This window comes from Thioalkalivibrio sp. ALE21 (assembly GCF_003208255.1).
GTDB classification, from domain to species: Bacteria; Pseudomonadota; Gammaproteobacteria; order Ectothiorhodospirales; family Ectothiorhodospiraceae; genus Thioalkalivibrio; species Thioalkalivibrio halophilus.
Genome location: NZ_QKMA01000002.1, coordinates 306,786 through 324,200 on the forward strand (window position 1 = coordinate 306,786; position 17,415 = coordinate 324,200).

The 17,415-nt window shown below is 67.3% G+C and carries 15 protein-coding genes and 1 other RNA gene; 1 reads left to right on the forward strand and 15 read right to left on the reverse strand.

Annotation, left to right across the window (positions count from 1 at the left end; translation table 11 throughout):
• Window position 1: 1 nt before the first annotated feature.
• The 14 genes from fliN to purL form a co-directional block, all read right to left on the reverse strand.
• The gene (fliN, locus tag D893_RS03110; protein WP_018945941.1) at window positions 2-595 is read right to left on the reverse strand and encodes a flagellar motor switch protein FliN; all 594 of its coding nucleotides are present in this window, start codon (window positions 593-595) and stop codon (window positions 2-4) included.
• A 16-nt stretch (window positions 596-611) separates the two neighbouring features.
• Window positions 612-1,589 (reverse strand): flagellar motor switch protein FliM, encoded by a 978-nt coding sequence (fliM, locus tag D893_RS03115; protein WP_018945940.1) that lies wholly within the window; start codon window positions 1,587-1,589, stop codon window positions 612-614.
• A gap of 10 nt (window positions 1,590-1,599) precedes the next feature.
• Window positions 1,600-2,079: a flagellar basal body-associated FliL family protein gene (locus D893_RS03120; protein WP_018945939.1), complete on the reverse strand. Its 480-nt coding sequence runs from the start codon at window positions 2,077-2,079 to the stop codon at window positions 1,600-1,602.
• A 210-nt stretch (window positions 2,080-2,289) separates the two neighbouring features.
• Window positions 2,290-3,375 (reverse strand): flagellar hook-length control protein FliK, encoded by a 1,086-nt coding sequence (locus D893_RS03125; protein ID WP_024328907.1) that lies wholly within the window; start codon window positions 3,373-3,375, stop codon window positions 2,290-2,292.
• Between the two features lie 67 nt (window positions 3,376-3,442).
• The gene (gene fliJ, locus D893_RS03130) at window positions 3,443-3,904 is read right to left on the reverse strand and encodes a flagellar export protein FliJ (protein WP_018945937.1); all 462 of its coding nucleotides are present in this window, start codon (window positions 3,902-3,904) and stop codon (window positions 3,443-3,445) included.
• Window positions 3,901-5,280, reverse strand: a complete 1,380-nt coding sequence (locus D893_RS03135; protein WP_018945936.1) for a FliI/YscN family ATPase — start codon at window positions 5,278-5,280, stop codon at window positions 3,901-3,903. Before D893_RS03135 ends, fliJ begins: the two co-directional genes overlap by 4 nt.
• Window positions 5,277-6,041, reverse strand: coding sequence for a FliH/SctL family protein (locus D893_RS03140; protein ID WP_018945935.1), 765 nt, complete (start codon window positions 6,039-6,041; stop codon window positions 5,277-5,279). The genes D893_RS03135 and D893_RS03140 overlap by 4 nt, the downstream gene beginning before the upstream one ends.
• Window positions 6,038-7,051 carry a flagellar motor switch protein FliG gene (gene fliG / locus D893_RS03145; protein WP_018945934.1) on the reverse strand — a complete coding sequence of 338 codons (1,014 nt, stop codon included), beginning with the start codon at window positions 7,049-7,051 and terminating at the stop codon, window positions 6,038-6,040. The genes D893_RS03140 and fliG overlap by 4 nt, the downstream gene beginning before the upstream one ends.
• Window positions 7,041-8,735 (reverse strand): flagellar basal-body MS-ring/collar protein FliF, encoded by a 1,695-nt coding sequence (fliF, locus tag D893_RS03150; protein ID WP_110619119.1) that lies wholly within the window; start codon window positions 8,733-8,735, stop codon window positions 7,041-7,043. The genes fliG and fliF overlap by 11 nt, the downstream gene beginning before the upstream one ends.
• A gap of 29 nt (window positions 8,736-8,764) precedes the next feature.
• Window positions 8,765-9,094 (reverse strand): flagellar hook-basal body complex protein FliE, encoded by a 330-nt coding sequence (fliE, locus tag D893_RS03155; RefSeq protein ID WP_018869492.1) that lies wholly within the window; start codon window positions 9,092-9,094, stop codon window positions 8,765-8,767.
• Window positions 9,095-9,174: 80 nt separating this feature from the next.
• A complete protein-coding gene (locus D893_RS03160; RefSeq protein ID WP_110619120.1) occupies window positions 9,175-10,548 on the reverse strand; it encodes a sigma-54 dependent transcriptional regulator in 1,374 nt (457 codons plus the stop codon).
• A 144-nt stretch (window positions 10,549-10,692) separates the two neighbouring features.
• Window positions 10,693-12,093, reverse strand: coding sequence for a sigma-54 dependent transcriptional regulator (locus D893_RS03165; RefSeq protein WP_019591429.1), 1,401 nt, complete (start codon window positions 12,091-12,093; stop codon window positions 10,693-10,695).
• A 66-nt stretch (window positions 12,094-12,159) separates the two neighbouring features.
• Window positions 12,160-12,699 (reverse strand): PilZ domain-containing protein, encoded by a 540-nt coding sequence (locus tag D893_RS03170; protein ID WP_018945930.1) that lies wholly within the window; start codon window positions 12,697-12,699, stop codon window positions 12,160-12,162.
• A gap of 24 nt (window positions 12,700-12,723) precedes the next feature.
• On the reverse strand, window positions 12,724-16,596 hold the full coding sequence (gene purL / locus D893_RS03175) for a phosphoribosylformylglycinamidine synthase (RefSeq protein ID WP_110619128.1): 3,873 nt from the start codon (window positions 16,594-16,596) through the stop codon (window positions 12,724-12,726).
• Window positions 16,597-16,727: 131 nt separating this feature from the next.
• On the opposite strand from purL, the gene ssrA reads away from it, so the two are divergent.
• Window positions 16,728-17,089, forward strand: a transfer-messenger RNA (tmRNA) gene (ssrA, locus tag D893_RS03180).
• A gap of 73 nt (window positions 17,090-17,162) precedes the next feature.
• Here the strand turns inward: ssrA and D893_RS03185 are convergent.
• A partial coding sequence (locus tag D893_RS03185; protein WP_110619121.1) for an IS30 family transposase occupies window positions 17,163-17,415 on the reverse strand: 253 nt, incomplete at its 5' end.

Below are 17,415 nucleotides of genomic sequence, written 5' to 3' on the forward strand. Positions count from 1 at the left end.
ACTATTTCAGCTTCCGGATGCGTTCGCTGGGGCTGATCACGTCGGTCAGGCGGATCCCGAATTTCTCGTTCACCACCACGACCTCGCCGTGCGCGATCAGGGTCCCGTTGACCAGCACGTCCAGCGGCTCCCCGGCCAGGCGTTCCAGCTCCACGACCGAACCCTGGTTGAGCTGCAGAAGGTTACGGATCGGGATGCGGGTGCGGCCGATCTCCATGGAGATGGTCACCGGCACGTCCAGCACCATGTCCAGATTCACGTCTTCTTCTTCGCCGCCCCCGGAATCGGTCAGTTCATCCGGTTCCAGTGGCTGTGCGTTGGGATCCGGCTTGTGCTTGCGTTCCTTTTCGCCCCCGGCAGCCGCCTTGCTGCGGCCGCCGGTGCCAGTGGACGCGGCGTTGGCCGCATCGCTCTCGTGCGAATTGGACTGCGCCTGGGCCAACAGTGCGTCGGGGTCCTCCGCCTCGCCCCCGGAGCTGTCATCCTGCTCCGCCAGGGCCGCAGCCCATTCATCGGCCAGGGCATCCTGATCCACCGACTCCTCGCCGTCGCCCTGTTCGGTTTCCTGATCCGGACGCTTGTCGTCGTCTGCCATCGTCCTGTCCTCTTCCCTATCGTTGTACGCGACCGTTGATCTTGATCGCGTTCTGGCCATTCGAAACCCCGAACTTGCCGCGCAGCAGCGGGATATCCTCGACCTTCAGAGTGACTTCTTCGGGGATGTCCACCGGAATGATGTCGCCCGGCTTGATGTCCAGCAGCTCCTGCACGGTGACCTCCGCCTCGGTGAGCACCGAGGCGATCTCCACGTCCGCGTCCTGAACCTCTTCCCGCAGGGCGTTCATCCAGCGCTGATCGACATCGGAGCGATCCGACTGGATACCGGTATCCAGCTGCTCGCGGATCGGTTCGATCATCGAATACGGCAGCGTCACGTGGAGATTGCCGCCGCCGCCATCCAGCTCGATGTGGAATTCGTTGATCACCACGATCTCGGTGGGGCTCACGATGTTCGCGAACTGGGGATTGACCTCGGAGTTGAGGAACTCGAAGTCGATGTCCATGACCGGCTCCCAGGCCTTGGTCATGTCCTCGAACGCGCCCTCGAGGATGCTGTGCACCACCCGCATTTCCATCGGGGTGAAGTCACGGCCCTCGATGCGGGTGTAGAAGCGCCCGTCGCCGCCGAAGAAGTTGTCCACCAGGATGAACACCAGCTTGGGATCGAACACGAACAGTCCGGTGCCATGCAGTGGATGCGCGCGCACCAGGTTCAGGCTGGTGGGCACGAACAGCGAGTGCATGTACTCGGAAAACTTGGTCAGCCGGGTGCCGCTGACCGAGATCTCGGCCGAACGCCGCAGCATGTTGAACAGCCGCACGCGCAGATGCCGGGCAAAGCGCTCGTTGATCATCTCGAGCGTGGGCATGCGCCCGCGCACGATCCGGTCCTGGGTAGCAAAGTTGAATTCGCGCGCCTGACCGTCGCTGGGGAACTCTTCCTCCTCGGTCTCGACGTCACCGGCATCGACGCCGTGCAGCAGCGCGTCGATCTCGTCCTGGCTCAGGATGTCGGTTTGCTGTGCCATGACGCGCGCCTTACTGCATGACCAGTTCGGTGAACACCACGCGCTCCAGATCGAAGGGCGCTTCGCGCGACTCCAGGATCGCACGGACGGTGGCCGTCAGGTCCTCCGCCAGCGCTTCCTTGCCTTCCCGCGTGTTCAGCTCGGTATATTCCTGATCCGAGAGGACGCCGAGGATGTCGTTGCGGACTACGGGAAGATGATCCTCCACGGCTTCCAGGACCGCCGGGTCGGTGGACACCAGACCGATCTGCACGCGCAGGAACTGCACGCTTCCCGGGGCATCGATGTTCACCGTCATGGGATCGAGCGATGAATAGTGGCGCTCGGGCGGCAGATCTTCCGCCGTTTCGTCAGCCTCCTGAGACAGCAGAAACCAGGCGGCCGCGCCTCCGCCGCCGGCGAGCAGAACGGCGACGACCAGGAGGATGATGATCATCCATTTCTTGCCGCCGCCCCCCTTGTTCTCGAGTTCGACTTCCTTCTCCGCCATGACACACCCGCGTTGCGTGGATTCGCTGCCCGAACCCAAGCAAGCGCGGTGCCATGAACAAAGATTATTTTAGAAACAGCAGGTTGTGGTCTTTTCAGTGGAAAAGATACCCCGCGGGGTCAAGGCGCCGCCCGATTCATGCGTCAACGAACCGGTTGTTCGTCCGAGCGACGCGTCGAAATTCTGGCGGGCGGTCTGCCGGAACGGGCCTCAGGCAAAGAGGTCCACCCGACGGTTGAGGAAGGAAAGGGTGCTGCCGGGGGCGACGGGGCCTTCTTCTTCATCGCTCCCTTCGCCATCCGCACCCGTGGCGACACCGGGCTCATCCCCGCCGCCGTAACCGTCGCCGGCCATCTCGGTATCCGCGGAATCCTCCGGCGGTTCATCCGACACCGAGGCATCGGCGAGCTCGAGCCCGCTGTCGGCCAGACTGTCACGCAGGCGCGGCATTGCCGCTTCCAGCACCTCGCGGGTCACGGGGTTGGTACTGAAGAACTGTACGCTGGCACGATCCCCCTCCATGCTGACCCGCACATCCAGGACCCCCAGCTGAGGCGGATGCAGTTTCATCTCGGTGCGCCCGCCACGGGCCTGCGCCATCATCTGGATCTGCTCCGCAAGCTGGCGATCGCCCGAAGTCTGCAGCAGACGGGTCAGATCCAGCCGCATCCCGCCGCCCCGCGCGCCCTCGGCATCGGAGGCCTGGGTCGCCGGCTGGGCCAGTGCCTGCGCATTCTCACGGCCGCTGCGCGCCGATTCCGAGGCCTGCGTCAGCCACTGGGCCAGGACCTCGGTGGTCCCTTCACGCGAGCCACCGCCGGTCAGCGCCCCCGGAGCAAGTTCCTGCAGCCGCGACCCCGGGTTCTGCCCTTCCGGGCCGGCCTGCAGGAACAGGCGCATCAGGGAAACCGGGATGCCGTCGCCCGCCGCTCCGGACTCGGGCCCGTCTTCCAGCAGACTGCGCAGCTCGCGGCCGTCGATCTCTCCGTCACTTTCCTCGCCGGTGAGCCAGCCGGGCGGCAATTGCATGCCGTCCACAGCGGTCAGATCCTGCCCCTGCAGGAGATCCTGGAACCGCTGGATCAGTCCTTCCAGATCCAGCTCGGCCAGCTCGGAATCATCCACCCCGAGCGCGCCCAGCATCGCTTCCAGCTGCGGGCGGAGTGCCTTCAGGAAACCGTCTTCCCCGCCTTTTCCCTTGTCTTTCAATTCCTTGAGCCGATCCATACCCTCGCCGCCGTCGAGCAGCTGCGCCAGCGCTCCCAGCCCCTGTCCCGATGCCTGTGCTGCGATCATGTCCCGTCCTCGCCTGTTGCGCGCACCGCGCGCGTCCGCCCCTGCGGGGGCTGCGTACTCGTGCCTTTCAAGATTCCTGCCAGTTCACCGTACGTTCACCGGATTCCGGTTCCCGTGCGAAGGCCTGGCGGGTCGCCCACATGTCCTGCTCCACCTGCTGCCGCCGGGCCTGATGACGCTGGTCTTCGGCTCGCGTGCGTTCCAGCAGCTTTTCCAGCGACATGCAGTCGCGATGGTGTTCCAGCCATTGCTCGCGAGCCGTCTCCACCTGGCTTTCGGCCGCCTGGATGCGCAGGGCCTGCTGTTCCAGCGCCTCGCGCAGCTTCTGCCGCATGCCGGCCAGCCACTTGAGGGTGTTGGGGTCCTGCGGCATGGAGGCCGCCAGGTATTCCTGCTGGAAGGTTTCCAGCTGCTCGCGCTGGGCCTCGGCGGCGTTCAGCTGAGCAATGCGTTCGCCCAGTTCGCGAGTCGCCTCGGTCTCGCCGATCTGGCGGATGCGCAACAGCCGTTCGATGCGCTGCGGATTCATGCCCCGCCCCCGGTGAGTGCGATCAGCTGATCCCGCGCGGTGGCAAAATCCACCGCCTCGGTCGTGCCCTGCGCCAGGAACTGCTCCAGCCGGTCATGCATCGCCACGGCCTGGTCGAGGTGTGGATCGGCACCCTTGCGGTAGGCCCCCACCGAGATCAGGTCGCGGTTGCGCTGATAGGTGGCGGCCAGATCACGGAACCGCCGTGCCGCTTTCTCGTGTTCGGGCGTCGTCAGCGCACTCATCACGCGCGAGATCGATGCACCGACATCGATGGCCGGGTAGCGACCGGTCTCGGCGATCTCGCGCGAGAGCACTACATGCCCGTCAAGGATCGCGCGCGCAGCGTCCACGATCGGATCGTTGGGGTCATCCCCCTCGGCCAGCACCGTATAAAATCCGGTGATCGAGCCCCCGCCCACGTCACCATTGCCGGCACGCTCCACCAGCTGCGGCAGGCGCGCGAACACCGAGGCCGCATACCCCTTGGAGGCCGGCGGTTCGCCGATGGCCATCGCGATCTCGCGCGCGCCCTGGGCGAAGCGGGTCAGCGAGTCCATCAGCAGCAGCACGTTCAGCCCCTGGTCACGGAACTGTTCCGCCACCGTGGTCGCCACCCAGGCCCCGTGCTGGCGCAGCAGCGGCGATTGATCGGCCGGGACCGCCACCACCACCGTACGCCGGCGGGATTCCTCGTCCAGGATCTCGTGGATGAAGTCGTTGACCTCGCGCCCGCGTTCCCCGATCAGCCCGACCACGATCACGTCGGCGCTGGTGTGGCGGGTCATCATCCCCAGCAGCACGCTCTTGCCCACGCCGGAACCGGCGAACAGCCCCAGCCGCTGGCCGCGCCCGACCGACAGCAGCGCGTTGATCGCGCGTACGCCGGTATCCAGAGGCTCGCGCACCGGGGCGCGCGACAGCGGGTTGATCGGCTGTCCGTTGAGGGTGGCGCGGTCATGCGTTCGGATCGGCCCGAGGCCGTCCAGTGGCTCGCCACGGGCGTCGATCACCCGCCCCAGCAGGCCATTGCCCACCGGGACCGAACGCTGGGTGTCCACCGGCTCGATGCGGGCCCCGGGCACCAGCCCGGCGGCCGCCTCCTCCGGCATCAGGAACGTCCGGTCGTTCTGGAATCCGACGACCTCGGCGGGCACGGTTTCGCCCCGTTCGCCATGGATCAGGGCGCGGCCGCCCAGCGGCAGGCGCAGGCCCTCGGCCTCCAGGGTCAGACCGGTCACGCGCGACAGGATCCCCTGCGACTGCGGGGCCGCCACCCGTTCGACCCGCCCGCGCGACTGCTCCAGCCGTTCGCGCAGGCCCGCGGTGAGCCCGTCGCGCTGGCGTGTATGGGCATCGCGAATACTGGCGGTCATGCCGGATCCTCCTCATCACGGGCCGACGCATCGTCCCCGGGTTCCTCTCGCTTCTCCGGGGCAGCCCTGTCATGCGCGGGGGCCTCGACCGGCTCGCGCGGCTCCGGATCCGTGTCCGGCACGTTCGCGTGGCCGTCCCAGATGGCCTCCACGGCCTGCCGCAGACGGCGCTCCAGACTGGCATCCACTTCGGACGCACCCGCCTCAACCCGACAGCCACCGCGCGCCAGTTCCGGGTCCGGGACCCAGCTGATCTCGCCCGCCTGCGCGGACCCCCATTGCTCGACCAGGGCCTGGTCCTCGGGGTTCAGATGGACCCGCACGCTGCGATTGCGCCCCGGCAGCTGCCGCATCGCCTCATCCAGTACCTCGCGGATGATCTCCGGACGAGTCTGCAGCTCCACCCGGATCACCTGGCGCGCCAGCGCGGTCACCAGCGACAGGAGTTCCGGTTCCAGGGAATCCGCGGCATCGGCCAGCGGATCGCTGAGCCCCTGACCCACCGACTCCAGGGCCGCCACGGCCTCGCGCAGCTTCTTTTCCTCGCGCGCCCGCGCCGCCTTTTCGGCCTCCTGCTTGCCCAGTTCATGGCCCTCGGCGTAGCCCCGCTCGAAACCGTTCTGGCGCGCCTCTTCCTCGATCGCCTCGATCTCGGCGGCGGTGGGCAGGCGCCGCTGTTCCGGCTCGTTGCCGTTCTCGTCGAACTCCGGCGGCTCCCACAGGGAGGCCGCGCTGGCGGACCCGGCGTCGTGCACGCTCACAGCATCTGCTCCCCGCCCTTGCCGCCAAGCACGATCTCACCGTTCTCCGCCAGGCGGCGAGCGACCTGCAGGATCTCCTTCTGCGCCCCCTCGACCTCGGACACGCGCACCGGCCCCTTGGCTTCCAGGTCCTCGCGCAGCATTTCGGCGGCGCGTTTGGACATGTTGCTGAAGATCTTGTCTTTCAGGTCGTCGTCGGCACCCTTCATCGCCAGCACCAGGGATTCGGTGGACACCTCCCGCAGCAGGGTCTGGATCCCGCGGTCGTCGACGTCGATCAGGTTGTCGAAGACGAACATCAGCTCCTCGATACGGCCGGCCAGATCCTGGTCCATCTCGCTGACCGTATCCATGATCTCCGCCTCGCGCGACCCGTCCATCAGGTTCATGATGTCCGCGGCCGTCTTCACCCCGCCGACCATCGAGGTCTTGGCGGTGTTGTTGCCGGAAAGCTGACGGTCGAGGATGTCATCCAGCTCCTGCAGTGCCGAGGGCTGCACCCCGTCCAGGGTCGCGATGCGCATCACCACGTCGGACTGTACCCGCTTGGGCAGATAGCTGAGGGTCTCGGCGGCCTGATCCGCGTCCACGTGCGACATCACGATGGCGACGATCTGCGGGTGCTCGTTGCGCAGCATGTCGGCAATCGCGCGCGGGTCCAGCCACTTCAGGGCATCGATCCCCTTGGAGTTGCGCCCCAGCAGGATACGGTCGATCAGGCCCTCGGCCTTGTCCTCGCCCAGCGCGTTCTGCAGCACGCTGCGTACATAATCATCGGCGCCGATACCCAGCGCGGTCTGCTCGCGCACGTGCCCGGAGAAGTCCTCCAGCACCGCGTTCACGTCGGTGCGCGAGATGCGCTCCATGTTGGCCATGGCCGCGCCGATCTTCTGGACCTCCTTGGGCCCCATGTGGCGCATGACCTCGGCGGCGGAATCCTCACCGAGGCTCATCATGAACACGGCCGCCCGTTCCGCGCCATCCAGTTTGGACTTCTTGCTATCGGCCATCTTCGTTCAACCAGGTCTTCATTACCTGCGCCACGCGCTTGGGATCTTCCTTCACCATCCCCCGCACGGCCTCGAGGTCCATCTCCTGCTGATCCTCTTCCGGCCCGGTCAGCGAAGCCACCGCGGAGCCCTCACCGCTGGGACCGCCACCACCGGCCGCAGATTCCCCGCTCTGGTCGGTCAGGGCGAGATTCTCGTCCGACTCCGCCTGCGGCTGCTGCGCCGGGCGCGCGGTTGCACCGCTCATCAGATGTTTCAGGGCCGGACGGATCACGGTCAGCAGGATGATCAGGGCCAGCATCAGCGCCCCGATGAGCTTGGCCAGCTCCATGAACCAGGCCTGGGTCCAGAACGGGCGTTCTGCCTCGACGATTTCTTCCTCCACCGGCGCCTCGAACGGAGCACTGACCACGTTGATCGAATCCCCGCGCTGCTCGCTGAAGCCCACCGCCTGGCGGACCAGGTTCTCCAGACGCTCGATTTCCTCGGCGTCGCGTGCGACGCGCTGGACCTCGCCATCCTCGCCCACTTCCTCGCGGAAATCGACCACCACGGCGGTCGACAGCCGCTCGACGCCGCCGGGCATTTCGCGGATGTGGGCGATGCGACGATCCACCTCGTAGTTGCGCGTCGCGGACCCCGAGCGCTGACCGGCCGCCCCATTCTCACCATTTTCCGCGCCTTCGCCTTCTTCTTCGCCCACGGCGCCCCCGGCGGGCGGCTGATTGGTCAGCGCGCCCGGCACGCCCATCGGCCCTTCGCCGGCGTCCCCGCGAACATCTTCGGAGATCTGCTCCGAACGCAGCGCGATCGTGTCGGGGTCGTAGAGTTCTTCGGTACGTTCGATTTCGGAAAAATCGATGTCCGCCGATACCTGGACCCGCACGCGGTCGCCGCCCACGAGCGGCGACAGCAGATCCCGGATCGCCTCGGCATAGCGGCGCTCCACCTGACCCTGGAACGACAGACGGTCGCCACTGCTGCGCATGCCGCTCTCTTCCATTCCGTCCTCGGTCAGCAGCCGGCCCTGCTGGTCGACCACGGTCACGTTTTCGGGCGACAGGTCCGAGGTACTGGAGGCCACCATGTGGACGATGGCCCGGACCTGCGATTCGCTCAGGGAGCGGCCCCCGTGCAGGTGCACGGTTACCGAGGCGGTCGCCGGGGTGCGTTCACGCACGAAGACCGAATCCTGTCCTTCGGCGATGTGCACGCGGGCACGCTCGACCGCGTCCAGCGAAGAGACGGTACGGCCCAGCTCGCCTTCCATCGCCCGGCGATGGCGCGCGCTTTCCATCATCCGGCTGGTGCCGATCCCGGTGTCCTCCTGCAGGAGCTCGAAGCCGACATCCCCGGAACGCGGCAGCCCTTCACCGGCCAGATGCAGGCGGGCTTCACCCACATCGCCGCGCGGCACCTTGATCTGACCGGTATTCGTATCAATACGGTAGCGGATGCCGGCCCCGTCCAGCGCGGTCACCACCTCCGCGGCCTCGTCCTGGTCGAGCGACGAATACAGCGGGACGAAGGTGGGGCTCATCGCCCAGAATACGATCCCCGCAATCACGGCCAGCGCACCGGCCAGCATGCCGATCAGGGCCAGCTGTCGGCCGGCCGGCATGGTGCCGAAATCCTTGATGCCGCCGCTGACGACGGCGGGCAGACTTTGCTGTGCTGCGGCCATGATCACGTCTCTCCGGAGGGATTACAGGCCTACACCTGCATCCGCATGATTTCCTGATAGGCATCCAGCAGGCGGTTGCGCACCTGATTGGTGGCCTCGAACGCCAGGCTGGACTTGTTCATCGCCACCATCACCTGCGGCAGGGACACGTTTTCATCGCCCAGTTCAAAACGGGTCTGCAGATCGGTCGCCTCCTGCTGCACCTCGTTCACGTTGCGCAGCGAGTCACGCAGGACGTTCTGGAAGTCGGCGCCACCGGCCTGACCGGTTCCACCTCCGGACGCAGGAGCCTCGACGCTCCCGCTTTCCGAGAGCTGCCGCATCTGCTGCAACACGTTCTGGATCTGCATTTCACTCATGCGTTACCTCCGGCTTCCACACGGGACGACGGTGCCTCGCCCCCGCTCAAACCAATCCCAAGCAAATGCCGGGCCAGCTCTCAGACCACTCCGGTGCGGGGGACATGGATGCCCGATTCGCGCAGTCGCGCGAGCTTGTAACGCAGGGTGCGCGGGCTGATTCCCAGCCGTTCCGCGGCCTCCTTGCGGCGCCCTCCCGCTTCTCGCAGCACGTTGAGGATCACCCGGCTTTCCTGGGTCTGCAGGGTCTGTTCCAGCAGAGGGGCCGACGGGATGTCGTCATCCGAAGCCGCCGGAACGGAAGGAGCGCCAGCCGCACTGACACCTTCGCCATGCTCCAGCATGTCGGCATCCAGCCAGATGGACTCGGCCGTGACCCGCCCGTCGCTGCGCTCGCCGGCCAGAGTGGCCGCCCGCTCCATCACGTTGGCCAGCTCGCGGGCATTCCCGGGCCAGTCATGCCCCATCAGCCGCGATTCGGCCTCCGGTGCCAGTTCCACGAGCCGGCCCTGGCTGGCACGGGTCAGCAGCGCCCGCGCCAGCGACGGAATGTCCTCCGGCCGCTCGCGCAGCGGCGGGATCCGCACCGGGAACACGCTCAGGCGGTAATACAGGTCCTCGCGGAGTACCCCCTCGGCCACCGCCTCGCGCAAATCACGATTGGAGGTTGCGATCACCCGCACGTCGACCGGACGGGTGCGCCGGCCGCCCAGCGGTTCCACTTCCCGTTCCTGCAGCACACGCAGCAGCTTGGGCTGCAGATGCACGGGGATTTCCGTCACCTCATCCAGCAGCAGCGTGCCACCGTCCGCCTGTACGAACTTGCCCGGCCGCGCCTCGATCGCGCCGGTAAAGGCCCCCTTCGCGTGCCCGAACAGCAGGGCCTCCAGCATGGCCTCGGGCAGCGCGGCGCAGTTGATCGCCTCGAACGGCCCCTGCGCACGGGCCGAGCGCGCATGGATCTGCCGCGCCAGCACCTCCTTGCCGACCCCCGACTCGCCCGTAATGAAGACCGTCGCAGCGGTTTGCGCGATCCGTTCGGCAAAGGCATCCAGCGAACGCATGCGCTCGCTGTGCGCCACCATTTCCGGGATCCGGGCTCGGGTGCCGGGGCCGGGGAGCTGATCGCGCAGCCACTGCGCCAGCGGCGCCGCCATGTCCGGGAGGCCGAAATGGGCATCCACGCCGGCGCGCATGGCGGCGATCTCGTTGTCATGGGTCGCATCCGGACTGATCACCGCGACCGGCAACCGTGCCGGGATCCGTTCACGCAGCGCGGCGGTCGCGGGATGGGCGATCAGGACGACCTCGGGGCGCTGCGCTTCCAGGGAGCGCTCGAGCTCTCCGTCGGTGCAGTCCTGGAGGCGAACCCGCGGGATGGTGGCCAGCACCTGCACCACGCGTTCACGCATGGCGGCGTCGGCATTGACCAGAAGAAGGGTCGCTCGAGGCATCGGTGCAGTCCTGTCGATGGGATTCGGACTGCCTCAAGCAGTTAGTGTGCCACTATGAATAAATCCCTTTTATTCAGGGACCTGCAAACAAGGTTGCCGGTTTTCGTCGGGATCTCGACAGCGGCAAGGCCTTGCCACGGAGGCTCAGCCGTCAGAATCCCGTCCCAGCCCGAACTTGCGCATGCGCTCAACCAGCGTCGTCCGCCGCATGCCGAGCCGCCGCGCGGCCCGCGCCACCACATGACCGGTATCGGCCAGCGCCGCTTCGATCATCGAGCGTTCCAGGTCGTTGAGATAATCGCGCAGATCGACGCCTTCCGGTGGCAGGCCATCCGGTCCCGGCATGTTCGGGCCGGTGGCCGATGCCGACGACCCGGCCGATGCCCCGCCCGGTTCGGCCGCCGCACCGCTGCGATCCTCCACCCCTTCCGGACGCACGCGCGGCGGCAGCTGCCCCAGGTCCACCGGCAGATCGGGGTACATGATGGACAGCTGTTCCAGCAGATTGCCCAGTTCGCGGATGTTGCCGGTCCAGTCCAGACGTTCCAGGTGAGCCACCACCGCCGGCGTCAGGTGCGCGGGGCTGCCCCCCTGTTCGCGCAGCCGCTCCTCCAGCGCCGTGATCAGCTGCGGAATGTCACTGGCGCGTTCGCGCAACGGCGGCAGCTCAATGGGGAAGACGTTGAGGCGGAAGAACAGGTCCTGACGGAAATTCCCCTCCGCCACGGCCTCGTCGAGATTGCGATGGGTCGCGGCGATGATGCGCGCGTGCGTGGTGATCGACTTGTTCGACCCGACCCGTTCGAAAACGCGTTCCTGCAACACCCGCAGCAGCTTGACCTGCATGGGCAGGGGCATATCGCCGATTTCGTCGAGGAACAGCGTGCCGTCCTGCGCCAGTTCGAAACGTCCGGTGCGGGCGGTGAAGGCTCCGGTGAACGCACCCTTCTCATGGCCGAAAAGCTCGCTTTCCAGCAGATCCGGGGGAATCGCGCCGCAGTTGACCGCGACGAACGGCTTGTCGGCGCGATCCGACGCGTCATGGATTGCCCGGGCGACCACCTCCTTGCCGGAACCGGTCTCGCCCAGGATCAGCGCGGTGGCATCGGTTCGTGCCACCTGCGCCACCAGCCGCTTGACCCCGACCATGGTCGGATGGTGGCCGACCAGCCCGGGTACGTCGTCATGCACGCGCTGACCACCGAACCGCAACCACTGCAGGATCTGGGTCACCCGGGAAACCGACACCGGGTGTTCCACCACCCAGTCCACGGCCTGGTGCTCAACCTTGCCGCCGTCGGTCGGCTGGGCCACCACTGGCAGGCTGTCGGGTGCGGCATCCGCCTGGGCCGCGACCGTGGATGCCGGGCCGCACAACCAGATGGCGGCAGGTTCGCGAGGGCCATCGGTGAGTCCGTTCGCGTCGATGCGCGTCTCGGCCTCGCACCCCATGGAGGCCAGAACGGCCCGCGTGTCGCGGGCGGCATCGGGCTCGCCACCCAGGGCGATGTGAAGGCCGGTGTCGTCTTCCTCGGGTGTCGCCATGCCGTGAGGGCTCCGGTCAGGGTATGAGTGGCCTCATACGTGAAGCCGATCACAGTATTATAGCGATCACCCGCCTCCGTCAACTTTCTGTCGTTTCTCCGCGACGTCGCGTCGATGCAGACGGAAAATCCACCGCCCCAGGGCGTCGTGCATGCGGTCATCATGCGGGGTCCAGCGGATCAACTGGGCCTTGTTGCGACGTGTCGGGGGTTCGACACCCAGCACCAGGGGCTGGGGCAGAAAGTCGCTCAAATACAACGCCAGACGATCGGCATCTTCGGGCAGCGTGCCCTCCGGCAGCACGATACCGCCGCGGCTGATGACGACCGGCCGGACCGACGGGCGTTCGGGCTCCAGCGATTCGGCCAGCAGATGCACCAGCAGGTCCAGCTTGCGTTCCAGCCGTTGCAGTTCCTGGGTGGTCTCGTCCGCCACCCCGTGGGCGGCGTGGTTGCGTCCACCGCCGGCCTCGAACAGTTCGATACCGTCGACCAGACGCTCGGCCAGCTCGCCGTGGGTGAGCGGACGGCTGGTCGGACCCACCGCCAGCGATGTGTTCACTGTCAGGGTCTCCCCCAGCCAGTCACTCCAGTCCTGTTCGCTCATTATTTCCCCCTGTACGGCCGTCGGTCAGCCAACGAATGCCCGGGCGTTGCGGAACAAACGCATCCACGGACCGTCCTCGCCCCACTCCGCGGGGTGCCAGCTGTGCTGCACGGTGCGGAACACCCGTTCGGGATGCGGCATCATGATGGTCGCGCGGCCATCCTCGCTGGTAAAGGCGGTCGCGCCGCGCGGCGAACCGTTGGGGTTGGCCGGGTAGGCCTCGGCCGGGGAGTCGTCGGCCTCCACGTAGCGCAGCGCCGCCTGGTCGTACACCGGGGCCTCGCCGGGATATTCCACGCGCCCTTCTCCGTGCGACACCACCACCGGCAGCACCGACCCCCCCATCCCGTCCAGCAGCACCGACGGCCCCGGCTCCACCCGCACCAGCGACAGGCGCGCCTCGAACTGTTCCGAACGATTGCGCACAAAGCGGGGCCAGTGCCCGGCCCCCGGGATCAGCGGCGCCAGCCGCGACAGCATCTGGCAGCCATTGCACACCCCGAGACTGAAGGTGTCGTTGCGCTCGAAAAAGGACGCAAACTGCGTGCGCAGCCCCTCGTGATTGAGAATCGTGCGGGCCCAGCCCCCGCCGGCGCCCAGCACGTCACCGTAGGAAAACCCGCCGCAGGCCGCCAGGCCCTGCATGTCGGCCAGATCCCGCCGGCCCTCGAGCAGGTCCGTCATGTGCACGTCCACCGGCTGGAAACCGGCGCGCTCGAAGGCCGCCGCCATCTCCAGCTGACCGTTGACCCCCTGCTCGCGCAGGATTGCCACGCGTGGCCGTGCCCCGCTGGCGATGAACGGCGCCGCGATATCTTCCGACGGATCGAAATGCAGGCGTTCGGTAAGCCCGTCATCGGCGTCGATGCGTGCGTATTCCTCGTCAGCGCATTCGGGATTGTCGCGCAACCGCTGCATGTGTCGGGTGGTCGCCTGCCACTGGCGCTGGAGCCCTGCGCGCGTCGACTCCAGCAGGTTCTGCCCGGCCTGCGCGACCGTGACCGTCTCGTCCCTGCGCAGACGGGCCACCTCGTGCAGATGCGCGCCGAGACCGGCCTGTTGCATCGCCTCGCGCAGGGCGTCCTCGGCTCCGGTCCGCACCTGCAGAACCGCCCCCAGTTCCTCGTTGAACAGCCAGGCAGCCGGGTCCACCCCCGCCGGCACGTCGATGTCCAGGCCGAGACGCCCGGCAAAGCCCATCTCCAGCAGGGTCGTGATCAGGCCTCCGTCCGAGCGGTCGTGGTAGGCACACAGCAGCCCCTCGCGGCGCAGGTGGCCGACCGCGTCCACGAATGCGCGCAGCGCCGCCGGATCTTCCACATCCGGGGGCACTTCACCGATGCCACCCGCCGTCTGCGCCAGGGCCGAGCCGCCCAGCCGCATCCGGCCGGCCGCCAGATCCACGAACCACAGGCTGCCCCCCTCGCGGGCATCCGGCTCCGGGGTCAGGGTCCGGCGCGCGTCCGTCACCGGCGCAAAGCCCGACACCACCAGGGTTACCGGCGCATGCATGTGGCGCTCGTGACCGTCAGCGTCCTGCCAGACCGTGCGCATCGACAGCGAGTCCTTGCCTACCGGGATGCTGATGCCGAGCTGCGGGCACAGATCTTCGGCAACCGCCCGGACGGTATCGAACAGTGCGGCCTCCTCGCCCGACACCCCCGCAGCGGCCATCCAGTTCGCCGACAGGCGGATCGTCCGGGTGCCTTCGATGGCCGCGGCGGCCAGGTTGGTCACCACCTCGCCGATCGCCATGCGTCCGGAGGCCGGCCCCGAGAGGATCGCCACCGGCGAACGTTCACCCATGGCCATGGCCTCGCCGGTATATCCGTCGAAGTCGGTCAGCGTCACGGCGCAGTCCGCCACCGGCACCTGCCAGGGACCGACCATGGGATCCCGCGCCACCAGTCCGCCCACCGAACGGTCACCGATGCTGATCAGGAAGTGCTTGGCGGCCACCGCCGGCAGATTGAGGACTCGCTCCAGCGCCTCCGCCAGATCCGTACCGGCCGTTTCCAGCGTCGTGACCGGCGCGGCCCGGCGCGCGTCCTCGCGCGTCATCTTTGGTGTGGCGCCCAGCAGCATGCCCATCGGCATGTCCACCGCCGGCTCGTTGAACAGCCGGTCATCCACTCGCAGGTGGCCGTCATCGGTCGCCTGCCCCACCACCGCGAACGGCGCGCGCTCGCGCTCGCAGATCGCGCGGAAGGTCTCGAGGGCCGCGGCGTCCACCGCCAGCACGTAGCGCTCCTGCGCCTCGTTGCACCACAGTTCCATCGGCGACAGGCCCGGCTCGGCGGTGGGCACTTCGCGCAGTTCCATGTGCCCGCCGCGCCCGGCATCATCCAGGATCTCCGGAATCGCGTTGGACAGTCCGCCGGCCCCGACGTCGTGGATGGAACGGATGGGATTGTCCTCGCCCAGCGCGGTGCAGCGATCGATCACCTCCTGGCAGCGCCGCTGGATCTCGGGGTTGCCACGCTGCACCGAGGCATAATCCAGGGCCTCGCTGCTCGAGCCGCTGGCCATCGACGACGCGGCCCCACCGCCCAGTCCGATCAGCATGGCGGGACCGCCCAGCACCACGATGGGCGTCTGTGCGGGCACCTCGCCCTTGTGCACGTGCTCGGCACGCATCGACCCCACGCCGCCGGCCAGCATCACGGGCTTGTGGTAGCCGTACAGGACCTCACCACCGTCCGGCTGCGGCAACGCGGTCTCCAGCGTGCGGAAATACCCGCACAACGCCGGCCGGCCGAATTCGTTGTTGAAGGCCGCGGCGCCGATCGGCCCCTCCAGCATGATGTTCAGCGCGCTCTCGATCCGTTCGGGCCGTCCGAAATCCCGCTCCCAGGGCTGTAGATGCGCCGGGATGCGCAGGTTGGACACGGTAAAACCGGTCAGCCCGGCCTTGGGTTTCGACCCGCGCCCGGTGGCGCCCTCGTCCCGGATCTCGCCACCGGAGCCCGTGGCCGCCCCCGGCCACGGCGAGATCGCGGTCGGATGGTTGTGGGTTTCCACCTTCATCAGCACCGGAAGATCCAGGTCCTCGCGACGGTATTCGCCATCGGGCCCGGGCATCAGCCGCACCCCCCGGTGGCCTTCGATCACCGAGGCATTGTCGCTGTAGGCGGACAGCACCCCGTCCGGATGGAGCCGATGGGTCTCGCGGATCATCCCGAACAGCGTACGGTCCTGCTCCTCGCCATCCACCACCCAGCGGGCGTTGAAGATCTTGTGCCGGCAGTGTTCGGAGTTCGCCTGTGCGAACATCATCAGCTCGGCGTCGGTCGGGGCCCGCCCCAGCGCTCGATAGCCTTCGGCCAGGTAATCGATCTCCTCTTCCGACAGCGCCAGCCCCAGCTCCCCGTTGGCGCGCGCCAGCGCGCTCCGGGCATCCGGCTCCAGGCCCACCCGTTGCAGCGAACGCGGCGTCTCCGCGCGGAACAGGGCGCCCGCGTCCGCGGGATCCTCGATGACCGCCTCGGTCATGCGGTCGAACAGCGGCGCAGCCATGTCCACAAGATCCAGCCCCTGCGGAAGCTCACCACCCACGTACCAGTGGGTACCCCGTTCGATCCGCTCGACGGCGGATTCCAGTCCCGCATGATGGGCAATCTCGGTGGCCTTGGATGACCAGGCGCTGATCGTGCCCGGGCGCGGGATCACCACGGGTTCGCGCACCGCCTCGAATGCCGGAGCGGACCAGGCCTCGCCTTCGTCCAGCAGCGCGGCCAGACGCTTCTCCTCGTCCGCATGGAGCCGGCGGTGCAGCTGCACGAAATACAGATGACGCGCCGCCAGGCGGACCGACACCCCGGTGCGCTCCTCCAGCGCCGTTTCCAGCGTCCGCAGTCGAAAGGAGGAAACCGCCGTGCCGCCTTCAAAAACCCGCATCATCTTCACCCGGTGTGCCGTGGTTGGACCAGTTTCGAGCCGCGCATTGTACCGGAGCACCGCCACCTCCGGGAGAATGTCGGAGGTGCACGGGAACTCCGACTGCGGTACCCTGTCCCAGTAGTTGCAAAGGGGGCGACCTGGATTCGACGCGGGTCGCGAAACCTGAGGTGCATGCCGAGGATGTAGTGAGCCTCGTAAAAATCACTGCAAAAAAATAGTTGCCAACGACGACAACTACGCACTCGCCGCTTAAAACCCGGTAGGGTGCCGTCCGACTGGAGCCGTGCTTGTGCGTCCAGTATCGGGCGTCGACTCTCACAAGCTCGCGGTGAAGCGTGCCCGGCGCGGATCCGTTAAAACTCAACCGGGATCGCCAGACGTCTTCCCTGCCTGTCGGGTAGCGGCTGGTTAAACGCAAAGACAGGATAAGCATGTAGAGCCGAGGGCGGAGGGCCTGCGGACGCGGGTTCGATTCCCGCCGCCTCCACCACATTCTGAAGAAAATCAGGCGCCTGAGGGCGCCTTTTTTGTTCCTGAATTCAACCAATAAGTGCAACGCCACGTCATGCGGCGCGTCGCCGCGATAAGGATTGCTCCAGGACCTCGATCGGAGCCCGGTAGCCGAGCCGCTTGCGCGGTCGAAGGTTGAGCTTGTCTTCGATCTCCTGGATTCGTTCTTCGCTGACATGAGCGAAGTCGGTCCCCTTCGGGAAGTACTCCCGGATCAGACCGTTGGTGTTCTCGTTCGAGCCGCGTTCCCAGCTGTGATACGGCCGAGCGAAGTACACGGGGCAGGCGAGCTTCGCGCTCACCTGC